This is a genomic window from Candidatus Roseilinea sp. NK_OTU-006 (assembly GCF_012931985.1).
In the GTDB taxonomy this organism is placed as follows: Bacteria; Chloroflexota; Anaerolineae; order J036; family Brachytrichaceae; genus JAAFGM01.
In genome coordinates, this window is sequence record NZ_JAAFGM010000007.1 from 1 (window position 1) to 24,799 (window position 24,799).

Annotated in this window: 19 protein-coding genes and 1 pseudogene; 8 read left to right on the forward strand and 12 right to left on the reverse strand. The window is 64.5% G+C overall.

What is annotated here, in order from left to right; translation table 11 throughout:
- Positions 1–157: 157 nt before the first annotated feature.
- Positions 158–1,648, forward strand: a pseudogene (locus tag GXH28_RS05750) (S8 family peptidase); the annotation flags it as partial.
- A 583-nt stretch (positions 1,649–2,231) separates the two neighbouring features.
- On the opposite strand, the gene gltX reads toward GXH28_RS05750, so the two are convergent.
- The 5 genes from gltX to GXH28_RS05775 all read right to left on the reverse strand — a co-directional run bounded on the left by gltX (position 2,232) and on the right by GXH28_RS05775 (position 7,018).
- Positions 2,232–3,755 (reverse strand): glutamate--tRNA ligase, encoded by a 1,524-nt coding sequence (gene gltX, locus GXH28_RS05755; RefSeq protein WP_169238070.1) that lies wholly within the window; start codon positions 3,753–3,755, stop codon positions 2,232–2,234.
- Positions 3,752–4,201, reverse strand: a complete 450-nt coding sequence (ndk, locus tag GXH28_RS05760) for a nucleoside-diphosphate kinase (RefSeq protein ID WP_169238071.1) — start codon at positions 4,199–4,201, stop codon at positions 3,752–3,754. The genes gltX and ndk overlap by 4 nt, the downstream gene beginning before the upstream one ends.
- A gap of 44 nt (positions 4,202–4,245) precedes the next feature.
- Positions 4,246–5,799: a tetratricopeptide repeat protein gene (locus tag GXH28_RS05765; protein ID WP_169238072.1), complete on the reverse strand. Its 1,554-nt coding sequence runs from the start codon at positions 5,797–5,799 to the stop codon at positions 4,246–4,248.
- 75 nt (positions 5,800–5,874) lie between these two features.
- Positions 5,875–6,282: an RNA recognition motif domain-containing protein gene (locus GXH28_RS05770; RefSeq protein WP_169238073.1), complete on the reverse strand. Its 408-nt coding sequence runs from the start codon at positions 6,280–6,282 to the stop codon at positions 5,875–5,877.
- 400 nt (positions 6,283–6,682) lie between these two features.
- Positions 6,683–7,018: a metal-sensitive transcriptional regulator gene (locus GXH28_RS05775; protein ID WP_169238074.1), complete on the reverse strand. Its 336-nt coding sequence runs from the start codon at positions 7,016–7,018 to the stop codon at positions 6,683–6,685.
- Positions 7,019–7,098: 80 nt separating this feature from the next.
- Here GXH28_RS05775 and GXH28_RS05780 point away from each other — a divergent pair, with 80 nt between their 5' ends.
- The 4 genes from GXH28_RS05780 to GXH28_RS05795 all read left to right on the forward strand — a co-directional run bounded on the left by GXH28_RS05780 (position 7,099) and on the right by GXH28_RS05795 (position 12,453).
- Positions 7,099–7,302, forward strand: coding sequence for a heavy-metal-associated domain-containing protein (locus tag GXH28_RS05780; protein WP_169238075.1), 204 nt, complete (start codon positions 7,099–7,101; stop codon positions 7,300–7,302).
- A 20-nt stretch (positions 7,303–7,322) separates the two neighbouring features.
- Positions 7,323–9,824 (forward strand): heavy metal translocating P-type ATPase, encoded by a 2,502-nt coding sequence (locus tag GXH28_RS05785; protein WP_169238076.1) that lies wholly within the window; start codon positions 7,323–7,325, stop codon positions 9,822–9,824.
- A 41-nt stretch (positions 9,825–9,865) separates the two neighbouring features.
- Positions 9,866–11,404: an L-piperidine-6-carboxylate dehydrogenase gene (amaB, locus tag GXH28_RS05790; protein WP_169238077.1), complete on the forward strand. Its 1,539-nt coding sequence runs from the start codon at positions 9,866–9,868 to the stop codon at positions 11,402–11,404.
- A 74-nt stretch (positions 11,405–11,478) separates the two neighbouring features.
- On the forward strand, positions 11,479–12,453 hold the full coding sequence (locus GXH28_RS05795) for an aldo/keto reductase (protein ID WP_169238078.1): 975 nt from the start codon (positions 11,479–11,481) through the stop codon (positions 12,451–12,453).
- Between the two features lie 19 nt (positions 12,454–12,472).
- Here GXH28_RS05795 and GXH28_RS05800 read toward each other — a convergent pair whose 3' ends face one another.
- From GXH28_RS05800 to tkt, 3 genes are read right to left on the reverse strand one after another with little or no spacing between them, the layout of a single operon-like run.
- Entirely contained in the window at positions 12,473–13,135 is a 663-nt protein-coding gene (locus GXH28_RS05800; RefSeq protein WP_169238079.1) for an HAD-IB family phosphatase, read from the reverse strand.
- 11 nt (positions 13,136–13,146) lie between these two features.
- On the reverse strand, positions 13,147–14,751 hold the full coding sequence (locus tag GXH28_RS05805; RefSeq protein ID WP_169238080.1) for an NAD(P)H-hydrate dehydratase: 1,605 nt from the start codon (positions 14,749–14,751) through the stop codon (positions 13,147–13,149).
- Between the two features lie 42 nt (positions 14,752–14,793).
- Positions 14,794–16,782: a transketolase gene (gene tkt, locus GXH28_RS05810; protein WP_169238081.1), complete on the reverse strand. Its 1,989-nt coding sequence runs from the start codon at positions 16,780–16,782 to the stop codon at positions 14,794–14,796.
- A 273-nt stretch (positions 16,783–17,055) separates the two neighbouring features.
- Here tkt and GXH28_RS05815 point away from each other — a divergent pair, with 273 nt between their 5' ends.
- Entirely contained in the window at positions 17,056–17,370 is a 315-nt protein-coding gene (locus GXH28_RS05815) for a hypothetical protein (protein WP_169238082.1), read from the forward strand.
- A gap of 6 nt (positions 17,371–17,376) precedes the next feature.
- Here GXH28_RS05815 and GXH28_RS05820 read toward each other — a convergent pair whose 3' ends face one another.
- On the reverse strand, positions 17,377–18,744 hold the full coding sequence (locus GXH28_RS05820) for a hemolysin family protein (RefSeq protein ID WP_169238083.1): 1,368 nt from the start codon (positions 18,742–18,744) through the stop codon (positions 17,377–17,379).
- A gap of 88 nt (positions 18,745–18,832) precedes the next feature.
- Between GXH28_RS05820 and GXH28_RS05825 the strand changes: the two genes are divergently transcribed.
- Complete coding sequence (locus GXH28_RS05825) at positions 18,833–19,495, forward strand: putative glycolipid-binding domain-containing protein (RefSeq protein ID WP_169238084.1); 663 nt, start codon at positions 18,833–18,835, stop codon at positions 19,493–19,495.
- A gap of 84 nt (positions 19,496–19,579) precedes the next feature.
- The gene (locus tag GXH28_RS05830) at positions 19,580–21,037 is read left to right on the forward strand and encodes an NADH-quinone oxidoreductase subunit N (RefSeq protein WP_169238085.1); all 1,458 of its coding nucleotides are present in this window, start codon (positions 19,580–19,582) and stop codon (positions 21,035–21,037) included.
- A gap of 36 nt (positions 21,038–21,073) precedes the next feature.
- On the opposite strand, the gene GXH28_RS05835 is transcribed toward GXH28_RS05830, so the two are convergent.
- The 3 genes from GXH28_RS05835 to glpX form a co-directional block, all read right to left on the reverse strand.
- Entirely contained in the window at positions 21,074–21,865 is a 792-nt protein-coding gene (locus tag GXH28_RS05835) for a hypothetical protein (protein ID WP_169238086.1), read from the reverse strand.
- Positions 21,866–21,879: 14 nt separating this feature from the next.
- Complete coding sequence (gene rho / locus GXH28_RS05840) at positions 21,880–23,160, reverse strand: transcription termination factor Rho (protein ID WP_206156736.1); 1,281 nt, start codon at positions 23,158–23,160, stop codon at positions 21,880–21,882.
- A 576-nt stretch (positions 23,161–23,736) separates the two neighbouring features.
- Positions 23,737–24,738, reverse strand: a complete 1,002-nt coding sequence (glpX, locus tag GXH28_RS05845) for a class II fructose-bisphosphatase (protein ID WP_169238088.1) — start codon at positions 24,736–24,738, stop codon at positions 23,737–23,739.
- Positions 24,739–24,799 lie beyond the last annotated feature (61 nt).

Below are 24,799 nucleotides of genomic sequence, written 5' to 3' on the forward strand. Positions count from 1 at the left end.
ACAACGGTTCAATGCGCGCCCACAGACTATCAGACAGCTCCCAACTTGCAACGTCGGCGTATCGCGTCCCACTGGTATTATCCATATCCCTATTATGGCTCGTTCCGTAAGTTTAGAGATAGGTTCTTAGCGTCGTGCAAGCAGGAGGGCAATACCGATGAAGCAGGCTTATCTTTTGATCTCGACGATCGTCGTGACGCTCACTGGTGGCGTTTGGGCGCCGGCGCCGAGCGTCCTGGCTCAAAGCGGTGATGTCGTGACCCAGCGACACTCCCTATCTCCCCCACCCCCTTTCACCGATGAGATCATCGTGAAATATCGCACACCGGAGAAGTTCCGCCTGCTGGATGCCGACGCCAGCGCCATGGCGGCTCAGGCGGCCGGTCAGCCGGTGCCTCCGATGCACCGCTTGAGCGACGAAGCGATGCAGGCCCTCAGCGCGCAAGCCGGCATGGCACTGACCCACGTGCGCGAGATGTCGGGCGAAGCTCACGTGTTGCGCTTGCCCGAGCCCATGCCTTACGAAGCCGTGGCGCTTATCGCCAAGCAACTCGAACAGCTCGCCGAGGTCGAGTATGCCTCCCCGTCAGAGCGGATGTTCATCGCGCTCACGCCCAACGACCCGCTCTATTCCCAACAGTGGCATTACTCCGCCCCTGCGCCGGGCAACTATGGAGCCAATCTTCCCAACGCCTGGAACATCACCACCGGCTCGACCAGCATCGTGGTCGCCGTAGTGGACACCGGCATCCTCTTTGGGCATCCCGACTTGTCCGGGCGCACCGTGAGCGGCTATGATTTCGTCAGCGACGTCACCAAGGCTAACGACGGCGACGGGCGAGATGCCAATGCCAGCGATCCGGGGGATTGGGCGAGCGCGGACGAATGCTACCCTGGGTCTCCTGCTTTAAGCAGTAGCTGGCACGGCACGCATGTTGCCGGGACGATCGGAGCGGGCACAAACAACGCCACGGGCGTAGCAGGGATCAACTGGGTCTCGAAAATCCTGCCGGTGCGCGTGCTGGGCAAGTGCGGCGGGACCTCCTCTGACATCATTGATGGAGTACGCTGGGCGGCCGGCTTGTCCGTGCCCGGCGTGCCGGCCAACGCTAACCCGGCCCGCGTCATCAACCTCAGCCTGGGCGGCATCAGCGCCTGCTCGTCGGCGTGGCAAAACGCAATCAACCAAGTGGTAAGCAACGGCGCTGTCGTGGTGGTCGCTGCCGGCAATCTCAACGCGCCGGCCGGCAACTTCACACCGGCCGGTTGCGCCAACGTGATCACCGTGGCTGCGACACAACGCAACGGCAGCAAGGCATACTACAGCAATTACGGCCCTGCGGTTGAGATCAGCGCTCCCGGCGGTGAAACGTGCTCCAACACGAGTGACGGCGTGCTCTCGACATTGAACAACGGCGCCACCGCCCCCGGCGCACACAGCTACAAGTTCTACCAGGGCACGAGCATGGCTGCGCCGCACGTGGCGGGGATCGCCTCGCTCATGCTGTCGGTCAAACCCGCGCTCACGCCGGCGCAGGTGCTCGCCCTCTTGCAGAGCACTGCCACGCCCTTCCCCTCCGGCAGCACGTGCAACACCACCAATTGCGGCGCCGGCATCGTGAACGCTGCGGCAGCCGTCCAAGCAGCACAGAACAGCGCCCCCATGACGAAGCGCGCCTACCTGCCGATTGCGCGGCGGCAGGTGGCTTCGGTCGGCGGGATAGTAAACGGCAACTTCGAGCAGGGTCCGAATGTGGGCTGGACGACCAGCTCAAACTACACTTTCTGCCTGATCTGTGATCAGAGCGATCTCCCATCAATCGGCCCGCACGGCGGCAACTGGGCAGCGCGGTTCGGCGGCATCAACAACGAGAATGCCTCGCTAAAGCAGACTGTCACCGTCCCCGCCGGCGCGCCCTACCTCGGCTTTTGGCATGCCATTTCTTCATCCGATTGGTGCAACGATGCCTACGATGTTGCGCGCGTCAAGGTGAACGGCGCCGAAGTGAAGAAGTTCCAGTTGTGCACCCCCAACAACACCACCTGGACAGCGACCTCGGTGAACCTGAGCGCCTACGCCGGCCAGACCGTCATGCTCGAGCTGCACGTCAAGACCGACAGCTCGATTGTCAGCAGTTGGCTGGTGGATGACTTGGCGTTCCAGGCAGGGCCGTAATACCGCAGTGCCACATGCAGAACCCCGGCTTCTCGGAGAAACCGGGGTTCTCTTCTCACATGCCCGACTGCAAGCGCGCGATGGCGCGATCGAGACGGATCAAGCAGGTCTTGCGGCCGAGGATGGCCATGGTGGCGAACAGCGGTGGCGTGACAGATTTGCCAGTCACCGCGTTGCGCACCACCGTGAAGAGCTGCGTCGGCTTTAAGCCCAGGGCCTGGCACAGCGCGCGCAGGGCCTGTTCCAGCAGCGCATCCTCAAACGGCTCGACCTCGGCGACCACGCGACGCGTCTCGCGCAGCGCCTCCAGCGATTGCAGCCGATCCATCTTCGGGCCGACCAACATCTCTGCCGGCGGGGGGTGAATATCGCTGAAGAAGAAATCCACCAGCGGCGCGGCATCGGTGAGCTTTTTGATGCGCTCCTGGACGTGCGGCACGATGCGCAGCAGCCGGGCGCGCTGCTCCGGCGTGTCCACGAGGATGCCGGCGCGGGCCAGAAAGGGGACCAGGCGCGCCGCCAAATCCTCTGCCGGCAGGCGCCGGATGTGCACGCCGTTCAGCCAGTCGAGCTTGTTGTAGTCGAACACGGCCGGCGAGCTGCCGATGCCCTCCATCGAAAACTTGGCGATCAGCTCCTCGCGGGTGAAGACGTTCTGCTCGTCGCCGCCGCCCGGCGCCCAACCCAAGAGGGCCAAGAAGTTGATCAGCGCTTCGGGGATGTAGCCCTGGTCGCGGAACTCAAACACGCTCTGCGCCCCATGGCGCTTGCTCAGCTTTTTGCCGTCGGTGCCCAACACGTTAGGCACGTGCGCCCACTGCGGCTCCGGCCAGCCGAAGTAGCGATACAGCAGCACGTGCTTAGGCGCGCTGGGCAGCCAATCGTCGCCGCGCAGCACGTGGGTGACCCCCTGAAGATGGTCATCCACCACCACAGCCAGGTGATACGTTGGGAAGCCGTCCATCTTCAAGAGCACCTGATCGTCCACCTGGGCGTTATCAAAGCTCAGGCGGCCTTTGATTAAGTCGTCGAATTCGGTCCGCCCCGAGCGCGGCAGAACGCGCATGCGGATCACGTGCGGCTCATCGGCGCGCACATCGGTGCGCAGCCGCATCTCCTCGCGAAAGATGAAGGTCTGCTTGCGCGCCTGCGCCTCGGCGCGCATGCGCTGAAGCTCCTCGGGCGTTTCGTTGGCGCGATAGGCGTAGCCGTGCGCCACCAACCACTCGGCCCACTGCTTGTAAAGGTGCAGGCGATGCGATTGCACAAACGGGCCAGGGATGCCCTTGTATTCGCCATCGTCGAGCGCGCCGGGGTAGTCCTCATTGGTGCGCATGGCCCGTAGCTCATCGTGATCCGGGCCGCCATCGAGGGTCAGGCCCAGCCAATCGAACGCCTCCAGGATGCGCCGCGTCGCGCCGGGGACGTAGCGCTCCTGGTCGGTGTCCTCAACGCGCAGGTAAAACTCACCGCCGGTATGCCGGGCCAGCAACCAACTGAAGATCGCAGTGCGCACCCCGCCGATGTGCAAGTCGCCTGTTGGGGAGGGGGCAAAGCGTGTGCGCGCCCTGACACTCATTCCTTCAACCAGACGTCTCCGGCGCGCTGATAGCTGATCAACTCTTCCGGCTTGAAGTAGAGCGCGAGCTCGCGCGCGGCAGTCTCGGGGCCATCGCTACCGTGCACGATGTTGCGCGAGACATCCAGGCCGAAGTCGGCGCGGATGCTGCCGGGCGCTGCTTCGTGGGGACGGGTGGCGCCCATGGTCTGGCGTGCAGCAGCGATGGCGTTCGGCCCTTCCAGGCACATCACCACCACCGGCCCGGAGGTGATGAACTTCACCGTGCCCTCGAAGAACGGCTTGCCGCGATGCTCTGCATAGTGAGCCTCAGCCAGCTCGCGCGAAATCTGCATCAACTTCAAGCCGGCAATGCGCAAGCCGCGCGCTTCAAACCGTCGAATGACTTCGCCGACCAGCGCGCGCTGCACGCCGTCGGGCTTGATAATGATCAATGTGCGTTCCATGACGTTGAAATGTCCTATTGCTTTTAACAAGATGCTATGCTGAATTAAGCTTCTGTCGCCAGTATCATGGCACGGCGGTAGGCTTGTAGCGCAGCATTCATATCGCCCTTGCGAGCGTAGGCCATGCCGAGCAATTCGTGCGCCGCGCGCGCCAAGGGCTGCACGGTGCTCAGGGCTGCTAGGTCAGCGATGACCTCATCCAGCGCCTTCCCCCGCCCCAGCGCAATGGCTTTCTCGTAGAGGCTCATCGCCTCCTGCCAGCGGCCCCGATTGATCGCCTCGCGCGCGGCCGCCGCTCGGCTCGTTGCCATCAGGCCGGCCAATGACGCACGCGATGCGCCTCGCCTGGGCGTGTGCGGCTTCGGCTGGGCGATCCACGTAGGCATCGTCGCTTCGTTCGCCACCCATTCCGGCGACGCCCCACCCGCGGATACATTCGGCCTCGTGGGTTGCGGCGGCATCGGGACGGAGCCGCCTGGCTCAGCGTCCACTGCATCGGTCAGCCATACCGAGGCCGCTGCGCCGCTTTCGCCGGACACGTCGTCAGATTCTTCCCACTCTAGTGGGATGAGCGATTCGACAGGCATCCCATCGTCGTCGGCGCCCGCGGCGTCGTGGAGGTGCACAACGTCGCCAGCGACCGCCGCTGCGACCTCATCACCCGAGGCGGCGGCGATCAGCGCGTCGTCGCGCTCCAACGGATACGTCGCGTCGTTAGCCGAAAACGGCTGCGCGATGCGCTCCAACGGCTTCGGCGCAGATGAAGCCGCGGCCACCAAATCGCTCACCCACGCCGCACGATCCAACGCCTCGGCTTCCTCGGCAGCCGACTGGGCAGAGGGTTGACGAACCGCCGGGACGCTCACCACTTCAAGCGGCGAATCATCGCCGAGCAGCGCCTTGACGTGGCGGTGATCGGGATCGAGGCGCTCGATGGCATTCAGGTGCGCCTGCTCCAGGCCGGGCGGGCCGATCCGCCGCCAGAGCGCCAAAAGCAGCGCATGCGCGTTTAGGCAATCCGGCTGGATGTCCAGGATGAACTGACACGCTTCGGCGGCCGCAACGCGCAACCCGGCCTCCCAGAGCGCATGGGCCAGCGCCACCAGCGCGTCGGCGCGGTCCGGGCATTGCGCGACGACGCTATGCAGCCGCGTGATGCCTCGGTCAAACAGGCCAGCGCGCACGTCGTTCAAGCCTTCTCGCAGCGCCGCGCCCACCTCCGGCCACTCGGCGTCTTCGGCGTCGCGAGCTGCGACGATGCGCAGAAGCGCCTCATCCTCCGGCGCGTAGTCGAGCGCTTGCCGAGCGACGAGTTTCGCCTCAGCGCCTTGGCCGGCGTGGCTCAGCGCCAGCGCCAGGCGCCGCATCGCGTTGACATCGGCCGGCGCGATGTCGAGCACGCGCCGGTATGCCTCCGACGCCTGGAATGGCCGTCCCGACGCGTCGAACGCTTCGGCCCGCGCGCGCCAAACGCCGATCGCATCCGGGTAAGACTGCAGCAAATCATCGGTGAGCGCGATCGCGCGGTCGTGATCGCCAGCCGCAATTGCAGCTTCGACCTCCGACAGTACGTCGCCGAGCGTAGGCTCGCTGGTCATGGCCACGATTTTAACCGCGGGAAAAGCAAGAGACAGCCCGCAGGCTGCCCCTTACACATCGTTCATGCGATGCGCCTAGAAGTCGTCGTAGACGTCTCGCCGCCAATCGCGATTGCGTTCGCGGTCGCGCCCGCGCGCTGCGTCGCGGCGATCGCGATTGCCGCGATTCCCGCTGCTGCTGCCGAGACGACTCGTCCGCTCCGGCGCATTGCTGCTCACATTGCGCGGTCGTTCTTCTTTGGGTCGAGCAAAATCGATGCGAATCGGACGCTGGTCAAGCAGCTTCCCGTTGAGCGTGTTGATGGCGTTCTGCGCGCCCTCGTCGGTAGCCATCTCAACAAAGCCGAAGCCCTTGGAACGCCTGCTGACGCGCTCAAGCACAATCTCCGCAGATTTCACCTCGCCGGCTGCCGCAAAGAAGTTGCGCAGCCCCTCGTCGGTCGTGGAGTATGCAAGGTTACCCACATACAGTCTGCTGGTCATAGCGTGTATGCCTTTTTCTCCTGTTCAAACGTGCTGATCTCTCACTCAAACTCAACGAACAACGGAACGCTCCGGACCGGAGCCGAAAAGTAGATGGGATGGCGGATAATTGGGTTGAATGTTCTTCCTTCTTTCGCGTAGCTCTCTCCTACAAGCGCGGCGAACGCGCACACTGGGGTGTGGCTCGTTTGTCACCGATGAGTCCTCGACGCGCAATGCACCGCAAAGGTCAGAGACTGAGGGGCGAATAGCAAAGGGCAAAAGCGGACAGGACGAGAGGAGACTCGTGAGCGAAGGGGATCATGCGATGAAACGATGCCTGCACCTGATCTAAACCTCGCCCGGCTTCAGCGCCGGACAGCAGAAATATAGCACGTCGCCGGAAGTTTGCAAATTGCCGTCATGTCCGACCCGGCCGCCGGCCGGCACCGCGCCCCCACGCACGTCTTGCGCTTCGGGCTTCTCCGGCAGCGCCAAACACTTGGAGCAGTTCCGAGACGACGCGCTCACGCTCGCGTGGGTCGTCGCTGCGGATCGCGGTGGCGACGCAGGTGTTCAAATGCTCCGAGAGCAGCACCGCGTTAAAGCGCTCCAACGCCTGCTGGATGGCTTTCACCTGGTGGATGACGTCAATGCAATATGCGTCGTCCTCAACCATGCGCTGGATGCCGCGCACGTGTCCCTCGATCGTCCTCAGACGGGCGAGCAAGTCTTTCTTCGTCGTCTGGCTGGGCATGGTGTATAATCCTTTACGCCTACCCCGTCCCCTGGGGGATGGGGTAGGCGCAAAGTATATCACCGACGGACCGCGGAACCATGAACACCAAGACCTTTCGCATCCCCAACATCGGGTGCGATGGCTGCGCCCGCACCATCCAGAATGAACTGAAGGACCTGCCCGGCGTGACCTCGGTTCAAGCCGACCCAGCGACCAAGATGGTCACCGTGACGTGGGACGAACCGGCGCGCTGGGACGCCATTCGCGAGAAGCTGATCGCGATTCACTACCCGCCTGAGTAGCGGATCGCGCTTTATATTCGATGAGCGCGATCGAACTGCCCATCACGGGCATGACCTGCGCCAACTGCGCCAACACCATCGAGCGCGTTCTGCGCAAAACGCCCGGCGTAACCGACGCGTCGGTGAACTTAGCTGGCGAACGCGCCTCGGTGACGTTCGACCCGGCACAGACCTCAGCAGCCCAGCTCATCGAGCGCGTGCGCGCTGCAGGCTATGATGTGCCGCTGGCGCGCGTCGAGCTGCCGGTCGTGGGCATGACCTGCGCCAACTGCGCCCATACGATTGAGCGCATCGTGAAGCAATTGCCCGGCGTCGCCGAAGCCAGCGTCAACCTCGCCAGCGAGCGACTATCCGTGGGCTATCTGCCCGGCGCAGCGAGCATCGCCGAGGTTGTCGCCGCGATCCGCCGGGCCGGCTATGACGTGCCAACGCAAGCTACCACGGCCGATCGCGCATCGCCATCGGAGGTGGTGCGCACCGCGCACCGCGCCGAGATCGCCGACCGCCGGCGGCGCATGGTCGTGGGCTTGATCTTCGCCCTGCCGGCCTTCACGCTCAGCATGAGCCGCGACCTGGGGCTGCTGGCAGCGCTGTTCGGGCCGCACTTCGCCCCGATGGCCGGGCATCGGATGCCGGAGCATATCGCAGTCGATTGGATCCTATTCGCGCTCACCCTACCGGTGCAGGTCTATACGGGCTGGCCGTATTATCGGCACGGCTATCGGGCGCTGCGCAACGGCGCGCCCAACATGGATGTGCTGATCGCGCTCGGCTCCAGCGTCGCGTTCGGATACTCCGCCCTCGTCCTGCTCGGCGGGGGCGATGGGCACGTCTATTTCGAGACTGCGGCCATGATCCTGGCGCTGATCAGCGTGGGCAAGTATCTGGAAGCGCGCGCCAAGGGGCGCGCCGGCGCCGCCATCGAGCGTCTGATCGGCCTGACGCCGAAGACGGCGCGCGTGCTGCGCCGCCGGGATTCCGCCCAGAACGATACCTACGAAGAGATCGAAACGCCGATCGAGCACATCGCCATCGGCGACGTGATCGTCGCCCGGCCCGGCGAGCGCATCGCGGCGGACGGCGTGGTGGTCGCCGGCCGTTCTGCAGTGGACGAGAGCCCGATCACGGGCGAGAGCGTGCCGCGCGACAAACAGCCGGGCGACCCGGTGACCGCCGGCACGCTGAACAAAGAAGGGGTATTACGCTACGAAGCAGCGCGCGTCGGCAAGGACACCACCCTGGCGCAGGTCATCCGGCTGGTCGAACAGGCGCAAGGCAGCAAAGCACCCATCCAAACACTGGCCGACCGCATCTCGGCCGTCTTCGTGCCGACGGTGTTGGCGATCGCCGTCCTTACCCTCGCAGCATGGCTGTTGCTGAGCAGCGACTTCGAGCGCGCCGTGATCAACGCGGTGGCCGTGCTGGTCATCGCCTGCCCCTGCGCGCTCGGCCTAGCGACGCCCACCGCAATCATGGTCGGCATGGGCAAGGGCGCCGAACTCGGCATCTTGTTCAGGAACAGCGCGGCGCTGGAGCAAGCCGCGCGGGTCGGCGTCGTCGCGTTCGATAAAACCGGCACACTCACCCAGGGCAAGCCCGCAGTAACCGAGGTGCTCTCCTTCGGCGATGTGAAGGCCGAATCCGTGCTCGCGCTCGCCGCGAGCGCCGAGTGGAACAGCGAGCACCCGTTAGCGCGGACCGTGGTCGAGACTGCCGAGGCGCGCCGGCTCCCTATCGCGCCGGTGGGTCGCTTCCAGGCGTTGCCCGGCCGCGGCGTCACGGCGACCACGACGAATGGTTCGGCATCGGGCGCAGCGCAGCATCTCGTCGCCGCGGGCAACCTCAAGTTGATGCAGACGCAGGGCGTCGCCGTGGATGCGCAAGCCAGCCAGGGCATCGCGCAGTTGCAGGCGAAGGGGCGAACAGTGATGCTGGTGGCGATGGACGGCAGGCTGATTGGCGCGATCGGGCTGATGGATACACTTCGGCCGGAAGCCCAGGCGTGCATCGCCGAACTCAAGCGGCGCGGCATCTTCACCGCTATGCTGACCGGCGACAACGCGCGGGCGGCTCAGGCAGTGGCGCACGACCTCGGCGTGGATGAAGTCGTCGCCGAAGTGCTGCCGGCCGACAAAGCCACGCAGGTTGCCGCGCTGCAAACGTCCGGGCGCGGCGCGGTCGCCATGGTCGGCGATGGGATCAACGACGCCCCGGCGCTGGCGCAAGCCGACATCGGCATCGCCATCGGCGCCGGTGCCGACGTGGCGATCGAGGCCGCCGACATCACCCTTATGCGCAGCGACCTGCGCGGCGTAGTCCAAGCCATTGACCTGGCCCGACTGACCGCGCGCGGCATCCGCCAAAATCTGTTCTGGGCGTTCTTCTACAACGCCTTGCTCATCCCAGCGGCGGCGCTTGGCATCTTTCAGCAATATGGGCCGATCCTGGCCGCGGGGGCCATGGCCTTCAGCTCGCTCTTCGTCATCGGCAACAGCCTGCGCCTGCGCCGGGCGCGGGTATAACTGGCGCGCGCCCACGCAAGCAGTACACTTTTCACCCAGCCGTGACAGTTAGACCTGCTTCTCTCCTCGAAAAGCTGGGGCTGCGCGAGGTGAACTGCGGCGCGTGCGGCAACGGCCATTGGATCAACGACCGCGACGGCAGCGAGCTGATCTCTGACGACCCGACCACCCACGAGCCGCTCGCCCGCGTGATCCAGGCCACGCCGGCCAGCTACGACGTGATCGTCCGTCAGGCACAAAACGCCTTCATGGAATGGCGGCTGCGCCCGGCCCCCAAACGCGGCGAGCTCATCCGCGACCTGGGCAACGCGCTGCGCGAGCTGAAGGAGCCGTTGGGCGATCTGGTCTCGCGAGAGATGGGCAAGATCCGCGTCGAAGGGCACGGTGAGGTGCAAGAGATGATTGATATCTGCGACTTCGCCGTCGGACTCTCGCGCCAGCTCTACGGCCTGACGATGCACTCGGAGCGGCCGGCGCACCGCATGTACGAGCAGTGGCATCCGCTTGGGCCGGTCGGCGTGATCACCGCGTTCAATTTTCCTGTGGCGGTGTGGTCGTGGAACGCCGCTATCGCCGCGGTCTGCGGCGACCCGGTGGTGTGGAAGCCATCGTTGCTCACGCCGCTATGCGCCATCGCCGTGCAACACATCTGCAACCGCGTGGCCGCCGATCACCACGCACACGGCGTCTTCAACCTGGTCATCGGGCCAAACGAAACAATCGGCGAGGCGATGCTCAACGATGCGCGGCTGCCGCTGATCTCCTTCACCGGCTCCACCGAGGTCGGCCGGCACGTGGCGGTGGCCGTGGCGCGCCGCCTGGGGCGCACCATCCTAGAGCTGGGCGGCAACAACGCCGTCATCGTGACCGAGGACGCCGACCTGGACCTGGCCGTGCGAGCGATCGTGTTCGGCGCAATCGGCACCGCCGGCCAGCGCTGCACGACTACCCGCCGATTGATCGTCCACAAGGCCATCGCGCCGGAGCTGATCCGCCGACTGCAACGCGCCTACGCGCAAGCGGCCCAGCGCCTCGGCGACCCGCTCGCGCCGGGCACGCTGGTCGGCCCACTGGTCACACCGCAGGCCGTGCAGCGTTACTGCGAGGCGCTACAAGAGGCAATAGCCCAAGGGGGTGAGATTCTCGCCGGCGGGCGCGCGCGACCCGACATCGGCCCCCACTTTGTCGAGCCCACCCTCATCAAGATGCCCTGGCAGACACCGGTCGTGCAGCGCGAAACCTTTGCGCCTATCCTATACCTGATCGAGTACGAGACGCTCGATCACGCGATTTACCTGAACAACGAAGTGCCGCAGGGGTTATCGTCGGCCATCTTCACCGACAACCTGCGCGCCGCCGAGCAATTCCTCTCGGCTGCCGGATCGGACTGCGGCATCGCCAACGTCAACATCGGCACATCCGGCGCCGAGATCGGCGGAGCGTTCGGCGGCGAGAAGGACACCGGCGGCGGGCGCGAATCCGGATCGGACGCTTGGAAGGCCTACATGCGTCGGCAGACCAACACCATCAACTACTCGCGCGACCTGCCGCTGGCGCAGGGCATCCAGTTCGAGGCATGAGGGTTTTATCCAACGCCCTACTCCCGATTCCCGATGAATCAGCAGCCGGGGGAGACTGGGCCGATAATCGCAACATGGAATACCGTAAACTCGGCCGAACCGGCCTCAAAGTGAGCGAACTATGCCTGGGCACGATGACCTTCCTATGGACTTCGGACGAGCGCACCTCGTTCGATGTGCTCTCGGCCTTTCGCGACGCCGGCGGCAACTTCCTCGACACCGCCGACATTTACTCGCGCTGGGCCCCCGGCAACCCCGGCGGCACAGCCGAAATGGTGATCGGCAAGTGGCTTAAGTCCAACAACATCCCGCGCGACCAGGTCATCATTGCCACAAAGGGTCGCTCGCCCACGGGCAACGCGCCGAACGACCAGGGCGCATCGCGCGCGCACTTGACCAAGGCGCTCGAAGATAGCCTGATCCGCCTACAGACGGACTATGTGGACCTGTATCAGATTCACTGGCCGGACTACGACACGCCGCACGAAGAGACGCTGCGCGCGCTGGACGACTTCGTGTCGGCGGGCAAGGTGCGCTACATCGGCGCCAGCAACTATCCGGCCTGGTGGCTGATGAAGTCGCTGTGGGTCAGCGACGTGCGCAACCTGGTGCGCTTCGAGTCGCTCCAACCCCATTACAACCTGATGCACCGCGCCGAGTTCGAGCGCGAGTTGATGCCGCTGTGCAAGGACCAGCAGATCGGCGTGATCCCATACAGCCCGCTGGCCGGCGGCTTCCTCACCGGCAAGTATCGCAAGGGGCAGCCCATCCCCGCCGGCTCGCGCGGCGAGGGCAGCGAGCGCATCCGACAATACGCCGAGAGCGAGAGGGGACAGCGCGCGCTTGAAAAATTAGAGGCGATCAGCCGAGCGCGCGGCAAGACCATCGCGCAGACTGCGCTGGCTTGGCTGCTGAGCAACCCGGTCATCACCGCGCCCATCATCGGCGCGAATACCGTGCAGCAACTACAAGAGAGTTTGGGCGCAGCCGGCTATCGCCTGAACGCCGAAGAGATGCACGCGCTGAACGACGCGACGGCGTGGGAATAAGCACGGCGCTGCCGCCGGGTCACTCACCAGGCTGGCCGGAGAGACCCTCGATGATGCGCCAGCCGCGCTTGACCGCCTCGGCGCGCAACGTCGCATCGGGAAATACCGCGACCGGCTGCTGGGCCAGGCGCAGCATCGGGATATCGCCTTCGGTGTCGCCATAGGCGGCCAGCAGCACATCGTCGCCCAGCCACGCGCGCACGCGCGCCGCCTTCACTTCGCCGGTAGAGACGACGCCATCCAGTCGGCCGGTGGCGCGGCCTGCGTCGTCGAACTGGATCGGCGTGGCTATGGCCTGCGCACCGATGCGGCCGGCGAAGGCTTCGGCAGCCTGGCTATACGTGCCCGATGCGATGAGCAGGCGCGCGCCGGCGGCGCGGTATTCCTCCAGTTCGGCGATGACATCCGCGCGCCGCGCGCGCCAAAGTTCATCGGCGATCGCGCGCGCCAGGTCTTCGATCTGCGCGCGGGAGAGGCCGGCCAGCAGCCTCGTCATATCCTCAAACCAGCGCTCGCGATAGCGCTGCGCGTTGATTAATCCGGCGCGCGCAGCCAGCACGCCCGGCAAATGCAAATAAAAGAACAGGCGGTAGCGCCCACCACGCCCATGCGTCTTGAGATACTCGCCCACGATGCGCCAGGTCTCCCCTGTCGTCAGCGTGCCTTCCAGGTCCGATACCACAACACCCATCGTTAATCCCCTTTCATGATGTGATGGCGCACTTCAGGCAGGATCGGGAGGAGGTCGCCGGCCAGCATGCCCGTGTCGCCGTGCGCCTTGCGCCAACGCTCACCCGCTGCGCCATGCAAGTAAGCGCCGCACACCGCGGCGTCGAACGGCGCCAAGCCCTGCGCCAGCAAGCCGGCGATGCAGCCGGCCAACACGTCGCCCGTCCCGGCCGTCGCCATGGCCGAGTTGGCAAACGGCAAGACAATGCCGCGGCAACCCGGCGCAGCGATCACGGTGTATGCCCCCTTCAGCACAAGGATATGCCCCCAGGCATCGGCATATTTCAGCGCGTTGCCGATCCGATCGGACTGAATTGCGTCAACCGTTGCCCCGGCCAGGCGCGCCATCTCGCCGGCGTGCGGCGTGAGGATGGCCGGCGCCGGCAGGCGCGCCGGCCAATCGGGCAGCCGCGCCAGCAGATTGAGGGCATCGGCGTCGCACACTAACCCTTTCAATTCGACGGGGCGCGACGCCAACACCTCAAGCAGATCGGCGACGAAAGCCGCCGTCTCCGGCGCCTGCCCCAGGCCCGGCCCGAGCGCCACCGCCGCGCCGTCTTTGACCGCAGCAAGCCATGCGACGAGATGAGGCAACGCCGCCGGCGTATGCCGATCTTGCGTTTCGGGCAACGAGATGAAAGTCGCCTCGCTGCACGCGACGGCCAGGCTCGGCTTGATCGCTTCCGGCGCGGCCAGCGCGACCAGCCCCGCGCCGGCGCGGTAGGCGGCGCGCGCGGTCAACCCCGGCGCGCCGATGTAATCGCTACAGCCGCCGATGACGGCCACGCGCCCAAATGTGCCTTTGTGAGCATCGGGGCGCCGGACGGGCAACAGCGCGCGAATCAGCGCATCATCGGCGAGTTGAAGATGGGGTATCGGAGGTTGAAGCTGGCTCGTCAATCTCCAATCTTGCATCGCCAATTGCTCGATGCCAATCGGCGCAACTTCCAACTCGCCGCATGCGCCTGCTGCCGGGAAGCAATAGTGCCCGCGCTTCGGCGCGTGGAAGGTGATCGTGAGATCAACGGGCACGGTCACCGGGTCCAGCGCGCCGGTATCGTAGTTCATACCGGTCGGCCCATCGAGCGCAATCATCAGCGGACGCGGGCGCCGCGCATCCACCGCGCGCAACACCTCCCGCAGGGCGCCCTCGATCGGCCGCGAGACGCCCGTGCCGAGCAGAGCGTCTACGACGACGTCGGCCTGCGCGATCATCTGGCGCAGCGCGCGCAGTCCGACGTCGTTCTGCGCATCGGCGATGCAGAGCCCCTGCGCGCGCGCAGCGGCATAAACCGGATCGTCGTCGTCGCGCGGCTTAAGCAGGTAACACTGCACAGTCACGCCGGCTTTCGCCAGCGCCGTCGCGCATACCAGGCCATCGCCGCCGTTGTTGCCCGGGCCAACCAGCACTAGCGCACGGGGGTGAGCCATTGGCAGCGCGCTCAGACGGCGCAAGATCAGCGCCGCCGCGCCGTGGCCGGCATTCTGCATCATCTGCGCATAGCTCAACCCATGCGCGTCGGCGATGCGCTCAACCTCGCGCATCTCCGCGACCGAGAGGATCTCCATACCTGGAGGACCGCCGTATCCCTTCCCTTGGGCGCACGCGCGTCAGCTCAACAGTTTCATAGCTTCTTCCACAACGCGCTCGACGGTGAAGCCGAGCTGCCTGTAGACATCTTTGAAAGGCGCTGACGCACCGAAGCGATTGTCGAGCGCGACAAAACGCACGATGGGGCCGGTATAGCGCTCCCAACCCTGCGACACACCGGCTTCGACCACGACCTTCGGCAAATCGAAGGGCAACACCGACTGGCGATAGGCGTCATCCTGGCGGTCAAACAGCTCCCAGGAGGGGAAAGACACCACGCGCGCGCGCACGCCCTGCTCGGCCAGCGCCTTCGCGGCGTCGAGCGCCAGGCTCACCTCAGATCCGCTGGCCACCAGCGCGATTTGCGGGTCGGCTACGTCATGCACGACGTATGCGCCGCGCTCGAAACCGGATGGCTTCGGCAGGATCGGCACGGCTTGGCGGGTGAGCAGCAAGGCCACCGGCCCGTGCTTCCATTCGATGGCCACCTTCCAGGCGGCAACTGTCTCGTTGGCGTCGGCAGGGCGCAAGGTGAGCAAGTTCGGCATAGCGCGCAGGCTGGCCAGTTGCTCAATCGGCTGATGCGTCGGCCCATCCTCGCCCAGGCCGATGCTGTCGTGCGTGAAGACGAAGATCACGTGCGCGTGACTCAACGCCGCCAGGCGGATGGCCGGGCGCATGAAGTCGCTGAAGCAGAAGAACGTGCCACCGTAGGGGATGACCGCGCCGTGCAGCGCCATGCCGTTCATGATGCCGGCCATGGCGTGCTCGCGCACGCCGTAATGAATGTAACGGCCGCTGAAGTCGCCCTTCCGCAGAGACGCTGCGTCTTTGGGCAGGGTATTGTTCGACGGCGTCAGGTCGGCCGAGCCGCCGAGCAACGTCGGCAGCTTGCTGATGATCGCGTTGATCACCGCGCCGCTGGCTGCGCGCGTCGCCATCGGTTTCGCCGAGGGGTCGAAGTTCGGCATAGCCTCGGCCCAGCCCTTGGGCAGCCGGCCGGCCATCGCCTCCTCTAATTCACGGGCGCAGTCGGGATGGGCGCGGCGATAGGCCTCAAACGTCGCCTGCCATTCAGCCTCGGCCTGTGCTGCACGTTCGCCGATCGCGCGCCATGCCCGCAGCACGTCATCGGGGATGTGGAACGTCTTGTCGGGATCGGCGCCATAGGCCAGCTTGGCTGCCCGCACCTCTTCCCAGCCCGGGGCGTCGCTGTGCGCCTCGCGCGTGCCCTGGCGATGCGGCATGCCTTTGCCGATGATGCTCTTGCACGAGATGAGCGTCGGCCTATCGGTCACTGCCCGCGCCTCATGGATGGCGGCTTCGACCTCAGCCATATTGTGTGCGTCAATGGTGATCGTGTGCCAGCCGTAAGCCTCGAACCGCTTCGGCACGTCATCGCTGTAGGTCAACGCGGTCGGGCCGTCAATGGTGATGGCATTGTCGTCGTAGAACCAGATCAGCTTGCCCAGGCCAAGATGGCCCGCCAGCGAGGCCGCCTCATGGCTCACACCCTCCATCAGGTCGCCATCGCTGACTATGGCATAGGTGTAATGGTCAATGACGTTGAATCCATCGCGGTTGTACTTTGCCGCCAGCCACGCCTCGGCCAGCGCCATACCGACGCTGTTGGCTGTGCCGCTGCCGAGCGGGCCGGTGGTCACTTCGATGCCCGGCGTCAGATGATTCTCCGGATGACCGGGCGTGATGCTGCCATACTGTCGGAAGCGCTTGATTTCGTCCAGCGTCATCGCCTCGTAGCCGGTCAAGTGCAAGATGGCGTAGGGTAGCATCGAGCCGTGGCCGGCGGAGACGATGAAGCGGTCGCGGTTGAACCATTTCGGATTGCGCGGATTGAAGCGCATGAATTTGGCGTATAGCACGTAGGCCACGTCGGCCATGCCCAACGGCATGCCGGGATGGCCGGAATTCGCCGTCTGCACGGCATCAAGCGTCAGCGTGCGGATCACGTTGGCGCAGGCTTGATCGAAGGAAGTGTAATTGCTCATAGGGTGATTCTCGTTCGTGGATTTCGTGGGTGTGCTGGTGCGATGTTCAAACGGCGAGATTATAGCCAGCGCACATCCAGCAAACGCGAAGACGACGGCCAACTCATGCCGGCAGATATATACGTTGGCTGTTTGCGCGCTCGTCCTTCACACAACATTGCCCCGCGCCGCCGCAGCGCTCGGCCATGTGGGCGCATCGCCCTCGGCCATCCGCCCAACTCGCCGAACGTCAACATGAATTTCGAGATGGCGGCGGGCGGCTGAAACCGGCCGGTGTTCGTCACCCGCGCCGGCGACGCGCGCCTGTTCGTCGTCGAGCAAAACGGCATCACCGCGAGCCTGACGACGCGGGTGCAGTGCTGTGGCGAGGAAGGGCTGCTCGGCTTGGCTTTCAAGCCGAACCCTGCAACGACGGGTTGGGCTTTGGTCCAGACAACAACCTATACGCCCGCCGTCGGTGACGGCGGGGGGGGCGGCGATCCATTTTGTGCAGCGCACGACCCTGCCGACCGGCGCGGCAAAATCCTGCGCCCAAACGTCGTTTTCCGGGACGAGTCGGCCGGCGTTGCCGCTGGTGTTGCGCCGTGATGCGCATCACGGCGCTGGCTTGCCGGCACGTTCAGGCGCATTGCCGGCATGTCCCTGATCGGCAATGCGGCGCAGGCGCAGCCGGGCCACGCGCAGCTTGTCCATCTCTTCCACGAAGAGCGCCACGCCTTGCGACTTGAGTTCGACAGAGTCGCCCACTACGGGGATGCGGCCGAGCTGACCCATCACAAAGCCGCCGATCGTGTCGTAGTTGGGATCTTCCAGCTTCAACCCGAAGGCATCGTTCACATCGCCGATCGTCATCAGGCCGTTGATCAGCACGCTGCCATCGCCGGCGGGTTGAATGTCCGGCAACGCGGGCGCGACGGCATCCCCAATCTCGCCGATGATGCGCGCAACCAGGTCGCTGAGCGTGACCAAGCCAGCCGTGCCGCCGTATTCATCCAAGACGACGGCCATATATTCGTGCCGAGCGCGGAACTGCTGCAGCAGTTCGTCGGCGCGCTGCGTGTCGGGCACAAAGAACGGCTCGCGCATGAGCTGGCGGACGGAGGGCATGCGCGTGGACGACAGCAGCGCGCGCAACAGGTCTTTGATGTGCAAGACCCCGACGATGTGATCGAGCGATTCCTCGTACACCGGCAGCCGGCTATAGGCATGGGTGGAGAAGAGGTGGCCGACCTCCTGCAGCGACGCCTCGACGTTGACGCAGATCATCTCGGTGCGCGGGATCATTACCTCACGCACGGTCGTGTCGCCAAACGTGAACACTTTGCTGAGCATCTCGCCCCGCTCAGACTCAATCGCGCCGCCCCGCTCGCTTGCTTCGATGAGCATGCGCAGCTCCTCAAGCGTATGCAGCCTTTCGGTCTCGGCGCCGGGCCGGAAGCCCAACGCGCGCAATACCCTGCGCGACGATTCCCTAAGCAGCCAGACGAAGGGGCGAAAGAGCGTCGCCAGCGCATTCATCGGTGGGACGACGATCAGTGCGACGCGCTCCGCCACGCGCAGCGTGATCGAGCGCGGCACGAGTTCGGCCAGCACAATTTGAAAGTATGAGGCAATCAACAAGCCGCCGACCGCGCCCAGGAAAGCCGCTGCACCACGCATAAACGGAACAGCCATCTCCAAGCCGGCAAAAAAGCTGACCAACAAGCGGCTAAACGCTGGCTCGCTCAACGCGCCGACGGCCAACGAGGTGATCGTCACACCCACCTGCGTCGCGGCAAAGAATTGGTCCGGATCCTGCATCACGCTCAGCACCAGCTTCGCCTGGGCGTGCCCTTTATCCGCCCACTCGGCGACGCGCGTCTTACGTGAGACTGCCACGCTGTATTCCGCAAAGACGAAGAAGGCGTTGACCAGGATCAGCACGAACAGGCTGACAACGCCAAGGACGATACTCGCATCCATCTATAATGCGCGCTGTGCCGCGCGCATATTGTATCTTTCATCGCGCGTGGCTCAACGGCGGCGTTCGCCGTCTTGCGCACGACATCCCATGCTCAGCGCCAATCGCAAAGGCATTTACCAGGCTTTCGCGCCATCCGGTGATGTGATCGCGGATGAGCGATGGCAGGCCATCCGCCTGCCCGACGGCTCGATCCAAATAGACAACGAAACTGTGCGCGTCGCACCGTTTGACGAGCCACGCAGCGATTCGATGACAATCCTGCTCGACTCGCAACTCCGACTGATCGAGTTCACGATTCATGGGCTGTTCGGCACACGCGAGAGTCGCATCTGCGTGCTCGGCGAGCGCCGCGACCAGGCGACGATCTGCTGGCGGCACAAAGCCGAAATCCACGAGAAACGGATCGCCTGGCGAGAAGATATCGCGATCGTCTGGACGACGCCGCTGTGCGTCATGGTCGGCGTTTGGCGTGGCCGGCTGCAACCGGGCGAGTCGCGAACGCGCGACGCCTTCCTGCTCGACGCGGTGACGTTCAAACCGACCGCCGCTCGACAGACCTACCGCCGTCGGCCGGACGTAGACTACGCGACCCGCTTCGGGACGATGACCCTGCAACACTACGAACTCATCACCGAACGGGATGGGCAAACGAACTACGCCGCGCAGTTCTGGTGCGACAGCGACGGCGTGATCTACGATTTCATCGCCGCCGATGGCTCCCGCTTCCAGTTGACGGCGATAAACGTATGACGATGTCGCGCGCGAGCCGATCGCACGCGCACGCCGCCTTGTTGACGAAGCGGCTACAATTCAACGGATTGTCAAAACTACGCCATGCCTGCTAACGATTTGATCGCAGTCCTTCCCTTCCTCATCGTCGCTGTAGGCGGCATCGCACTGCTGTTGATAGACCTGGCGCTGCCGGCCGAGCAGAAATCCGTGACGGCCTGGCTATCCGCCGGCACATTGGGTGTCGCCGGCCTGGCCGCGTTGCTCCTGATGGGTGTTGCACCGTTCGACGCGTTTCAAGCCATGGTGCGGGCCGACGGCTACGCGTTCTTCCTAGACGCGCTGATCGCGGCGATCGGCTTCCTGGCGGTGCTGATGGCGCTGCGCTACAACGAAGCGCGCGGCATCATGCGCGGCGAGTTCTATGCGCTGATGCTGTTCTCCATCGGCGGCATGATGCTGATGGGCCACGCCGTGAACCTGCTGATGGTATTTGTGGCGGTCGAGCTGCTCTCGATCCCACTCTACACCTTGTGCGGCATCGCCCGACCACGCTTGGAGAGCGAGGAGTCGGCGATGAAATACTTCTTAATGGGCGCGTTCGCCTCGGGATTCCTGGTGTACGGCATCGCGCTGGTGTATGGCGCCGCCGGCACAACGTCGCTGCCGGCCCTCTCGGCCATCCTCAGCGCAGAGGGCGCGCGCCCCGCCTACGATCCGGCGCTGCTTTTCGCCGGCGCCGCGCTCATCCTGGTCGGACTGGGGTTCAAGGTCGCTGCCGCGCCGTTCCACATGTGGACGCCCGACGTCTACGAGGGCGCGCCGACGACGGTGACCGCGTTCATGGCCACGGCCACCAAGGCCGCCGGCTTTGCGGCCGTGCTGCGCGTATTCATGTTCGGCTTCCAGCCGTTGCTGCCGGAGTGGCAACCGATCGTCGCCCTGATCGCGGCGCTGACCATGATCGTGGGCAACGTTGCTGCGCTGGCACAACACAACGTCAAGCGGATGTTGGCCTACTCCAGCATTGCCCACGCCGGCTACGCGCTGGCTGGCGTCGCAGCCGGAAGCGAGGCCGGCGCGGCCAGCGTGCTGTTCTACTTGGCCGCCTATGCGTTCACGACGCTGGCGGCGTTTGCCGTAATGACCGCGATGGGCAGCGGCGCGGAGGAGAACCAGACCTTTGACGCCTACGCCGGACTCGGCCGGAGCCGACCAGCGCTGGGGATCGGGATGGCCGTCGCGATGTTCTCGCTGATCGGCATCCCGCCGACGGCCGGCTTCGTCGGCAAATACTTCCTGTTCGGCGCAGCGGTCGCAGCCGGGCTGACCTGGCTGGCTGTGATCGGCGTGTTGACCAGCGTCGTGTCGTCGTACTTCTACCTGCGGCTGGTCATGACGATGTTCATGCGCGAGCCACAAGCTGAGGGCGAGCCGATCCCCCCGCACGCGCCGCGGTCGCTCGCAGCCGCCATCAGCGTGGCTGCGGTGTTCATCTTCGGCTTGTTGCCGGCGCCCTTGCTCGGCATGATCACCGCCGGCGTGCAAAGCGCTATACGTTAACTCAGGCGAGAATTCAATCCGCCCGGTGGGCGAGGATTAAGCCTCCTCGCCCACCCACTGATAGCTCACCAACTCACACCCGTGCGTCTCTTTGCCGAGCAGCACCTCTTGCTTGACGACCACGTCATGCGGGTCGGCCCAGATGGTCGTGAAAGGCGCGTCGTTGTTGCCATCGCCGGCGATATGCTCCTCGATGGTATACCGCCGCGTGACCATGAACGGCTGCACCAAAGACGTGATCTGCTCGTCGCGCACGTAGCAGTATGTCTGCGATAGCACCAACGGTTCGAGCGAGGGTTGAGTCACCACAATCGCCTCGATCTGCGCCTGCGCGCCTGGCCTTAGAGGCAAGCGGCGTAGGTGCGCAAAGTTGAGCAGCGTTGAGCCATAGTCGAGGAAGGTATGCGATCCGTAAGCCACCTTTGTGGCGTAGATGCATTTGGCCTTCGTCATCACCGAGGGCGTTGAGGACTGCTCGCGCGGCGCGCGGTTGGGGTCGCCGAAGCGCAGCGGCTCTTCATAGATGGTGATCTCCAACTCGCTGCCGCTCGGCATATAGCGCGCAACGCGCCGCTTCCCTTCAAGGTCCAACTGCACCCAGAACTTGCGGGCCGACCAGGTGTGATCCAAGTCTAGCTGCGCCCGTTGCTGGTTCCGGATCGGCCAAATCAGGTCAATCTCAGCCATCAACCGATAGCCCCCACCGCGCAAACCAAAGATGCCCCACAGCTCCTCGCCGACCACTCTGCGATTGTGCAGGATGCGATAGACGCCGTGCGCAATCCGACAGGTGATCCGGTCAGACTTGTCGAGATCGAAATCTTCCATCGCCCGCTGCGCGATTACGTCAAATCCTTCGTTAACGAGGCCAGAAACTCTTCATTGGTCTTCGTCTTAGAGAATCGCTGCAGGAAGGCTTCCATCGCCGTAGTGATGTCGTAGCCGGCGCCTTGCGGCTGAGGCGCCATCAGTTGGCTGAGCATGCGCCGCATCAGGTAGGTGCGCTGCGCTGTCTTTTCGCCCAGCAACAATTCTTCGCGGCGCGTGCCGCTGGCGAGGATGTCGAAGGCTGGGAAGATGCGGCGCTCGGCCAGGCGACGCGAGAGATGGATCTCCATGTTGCCGGTGCCTTTGAACTCCTCGTAGATGAAATCGTCCATCCGGCTGCCGGTATCCACCAGCACGGTGGCGATGACGGTTAGGCTGCCGCCCTCTTCGATGTTGCGCGCCGCGCCGAAGAACTCCTTGGGGGGATAGAGCGCCGCGGGGTCCACACCGCCGGAGAGCGTCCGGCCGGAGGAAGGGACGGTGAGGTTATAGGCGCGGCTGAGGCGCGTCAGCGAGTCCAGCAGGATCACCACGTCGCGGCCACATTCGACGAGGCGTTTGGCGCGATTCAGCACCATCTCCGCCACGCGCACGTGGCTCTGCACCGGCTCGTCGAACGTGGATGAGATCACCTCCGCATCCACGGAGCGATCGAAGTCGGTCGCTTCTTCCGGGCGCTCGGCAATCAAGGCCACCATGAGATGAACGTCGCGATAGCTCTTGCTGATGGCGTTGGCGATGTCTTTGAGCAGCGTCGTCTTGCCCACCTTGGGCGGCGCAACGATCAAGCCGCGCTGGCCTTTGCCGATGGGCGCAACAATGTTGAGCAAGCGCATGCTGAGTTTGCCGCTCGCTTCGAGGTTGTAAATCTCGTTGGGGAAGATCGGCGTCAGCTTTTCAAAGTGCGGGCGGTTCTTCGCCTGTTCGGGATCCTGGCCATTGACAGCCTCCACGCGCAGCAAGCTAAAGTATTTCTCATTCTCTTTTGGTGGTCGCACCTGCCCAACCACCATGTCACCGGTGCGCAACCCAAAACGCTTGATCTGCGACGGGGACACATAGATGTCCTCCGGCCCCGGCAGATAGTGCTCGGCCCGCAGAAAGCCGATGTTGTCGTCCACGATGTCAATGACGCCGCCGCGCAGCTCTAGGCCGTTCTTCTCAGCCTGGGCGCGCAGGAGCTGAATGATCAAGTCATCCTTCTTCAACCGGCTGTAGCCCGAGATGCCCAGCTCTTTGGCACGCTCCCGCAGCTCACTCAGCGTCTCATGTTCCAGACGCGCCATGTCGAACATGTTGCGTCGTTGCTGGCGTCCGCCTTGCGGCGCCGGCGATGGCGTCGCGGCCACCGCCTCCTCGACGGTCGTTGGCGCCTCCTCGGCGCCGTCGCCGTTCATCGCTTCAGGCGAAGGGCTGGAGATGGTTTCTTCTTGTGGTTGTGTGTGTCTTCTCATGATTACTCACATGCTAAAGTGCAGACATGGGTTTGGGGCCGGGCGACGCGCGACGGCCAGCAAAGATGCGAGTGGTCTTGCTGTTTTGTGGGCCGCGATTTTCTTCCAGCGCAAGGAGAGCGCGCGGCAGCGCTTCCCAGATTTCGGCGCCTGCCTGGCCGTCGCGCTATCGTCGAAGCGCATCTGCACAAACCGTCGCTTTCTAATGGACTTGCTCATGCGAATCTCCCTCGCCGTTGTTTTAAGCCACGCGTTTCGGCCTGATTTTGGAGGTTCCCCTCCAGCGCGTGGCCAAACCCTCAGCTCACATGCAGTTGCAGCGCCCCGCCGAGTGCCACAACTGCGCTTGATCCCCATGCAATCTTTTTGAACCCCGGCTTTGCCAACTCCGCAAGGAGCAAGTCGCATCAATAGCCATCAATCAACGTAGGTGACTTGACTGAAGGTGCGCAGCTTGTCTAAGCGGTGGCGTGATTCGATATAGCGAACCGTGCCGGATTTCGACCGCATCACCAGGGAGAACGTGCGGGCGATGTTGCCGCTATAGTGTACACCCGCCAGCAACTCTCCTGTCGTGATGCCCGTTGCGGCGAAGAAGACGTTGTCGCCGCCACACAATTTCTCCGTCGTCAGGATCTCGTCCAAGTTGCACTGCGACTGCGCCTGCTCACGCTCGGCGTCATCGCGCGGCCAAAGCTTGCCCTGAATTTCGCCGCCCAGACAGCGCATCGCCGCGGCAGTGATCACGCCTTCCGGCGTGCCGCCGATGCCCATGAGGATGTCTACGCCAGAATCGGGGATGGCGGTTTGCAACGCGCCGGAGATATCCCCGTCGGAGATGAGCTTAACGCGGGCGCCAGTGGCGCGCACTTTCTCGATGAGCTTTTGATGGCGCGGGCGATCCAATATGCACACCGTGACGGCGCTGATCGGCATCCCCTTGGCGCGCGCAACGGCGCGGATGTTCGCCGCCGGCGGCGCTTCGATGTCAATGACGCCGACGCATTCCGGGCCAACCACGATCTTATCCATATAAAAGGTGCACGGCTTGAACATTTTGCCGCGCTCGGCCAGTCCGACGACCGAAATCGATCCGGCGCCGCCGACGCTGAGCAGGCGGGTGCCGTCTATTGGATCCACGGCGATGTCCACCTGAATTCCCAGCCCATTGCCCAGCCTTTCGCCGTTGTAGAGCATCGGCGCTGCGTCCTTTTCACCCTCTCCAATGACGACGACGCCGTCCATATCCACTTCGCTCAGGATCAGCCGCATCGCCTCGACGGCGGCCTGGTCGCCGGCGTTTGGATTGCCGCGTCCCATCCACTTGCTGGCCGCAAGCGCCGCCGCCTCGGTCGCGCGCACCAATTCCAAGGCCAGGTTGCGATCCGGCTTGCTGCTGTCGCCGCTGTGATGTGCCATCGGTTGATCGGCTATAGAGGTCCGGTTTACCACCGTGCGCAATTCAGAACTCGAGAACGGT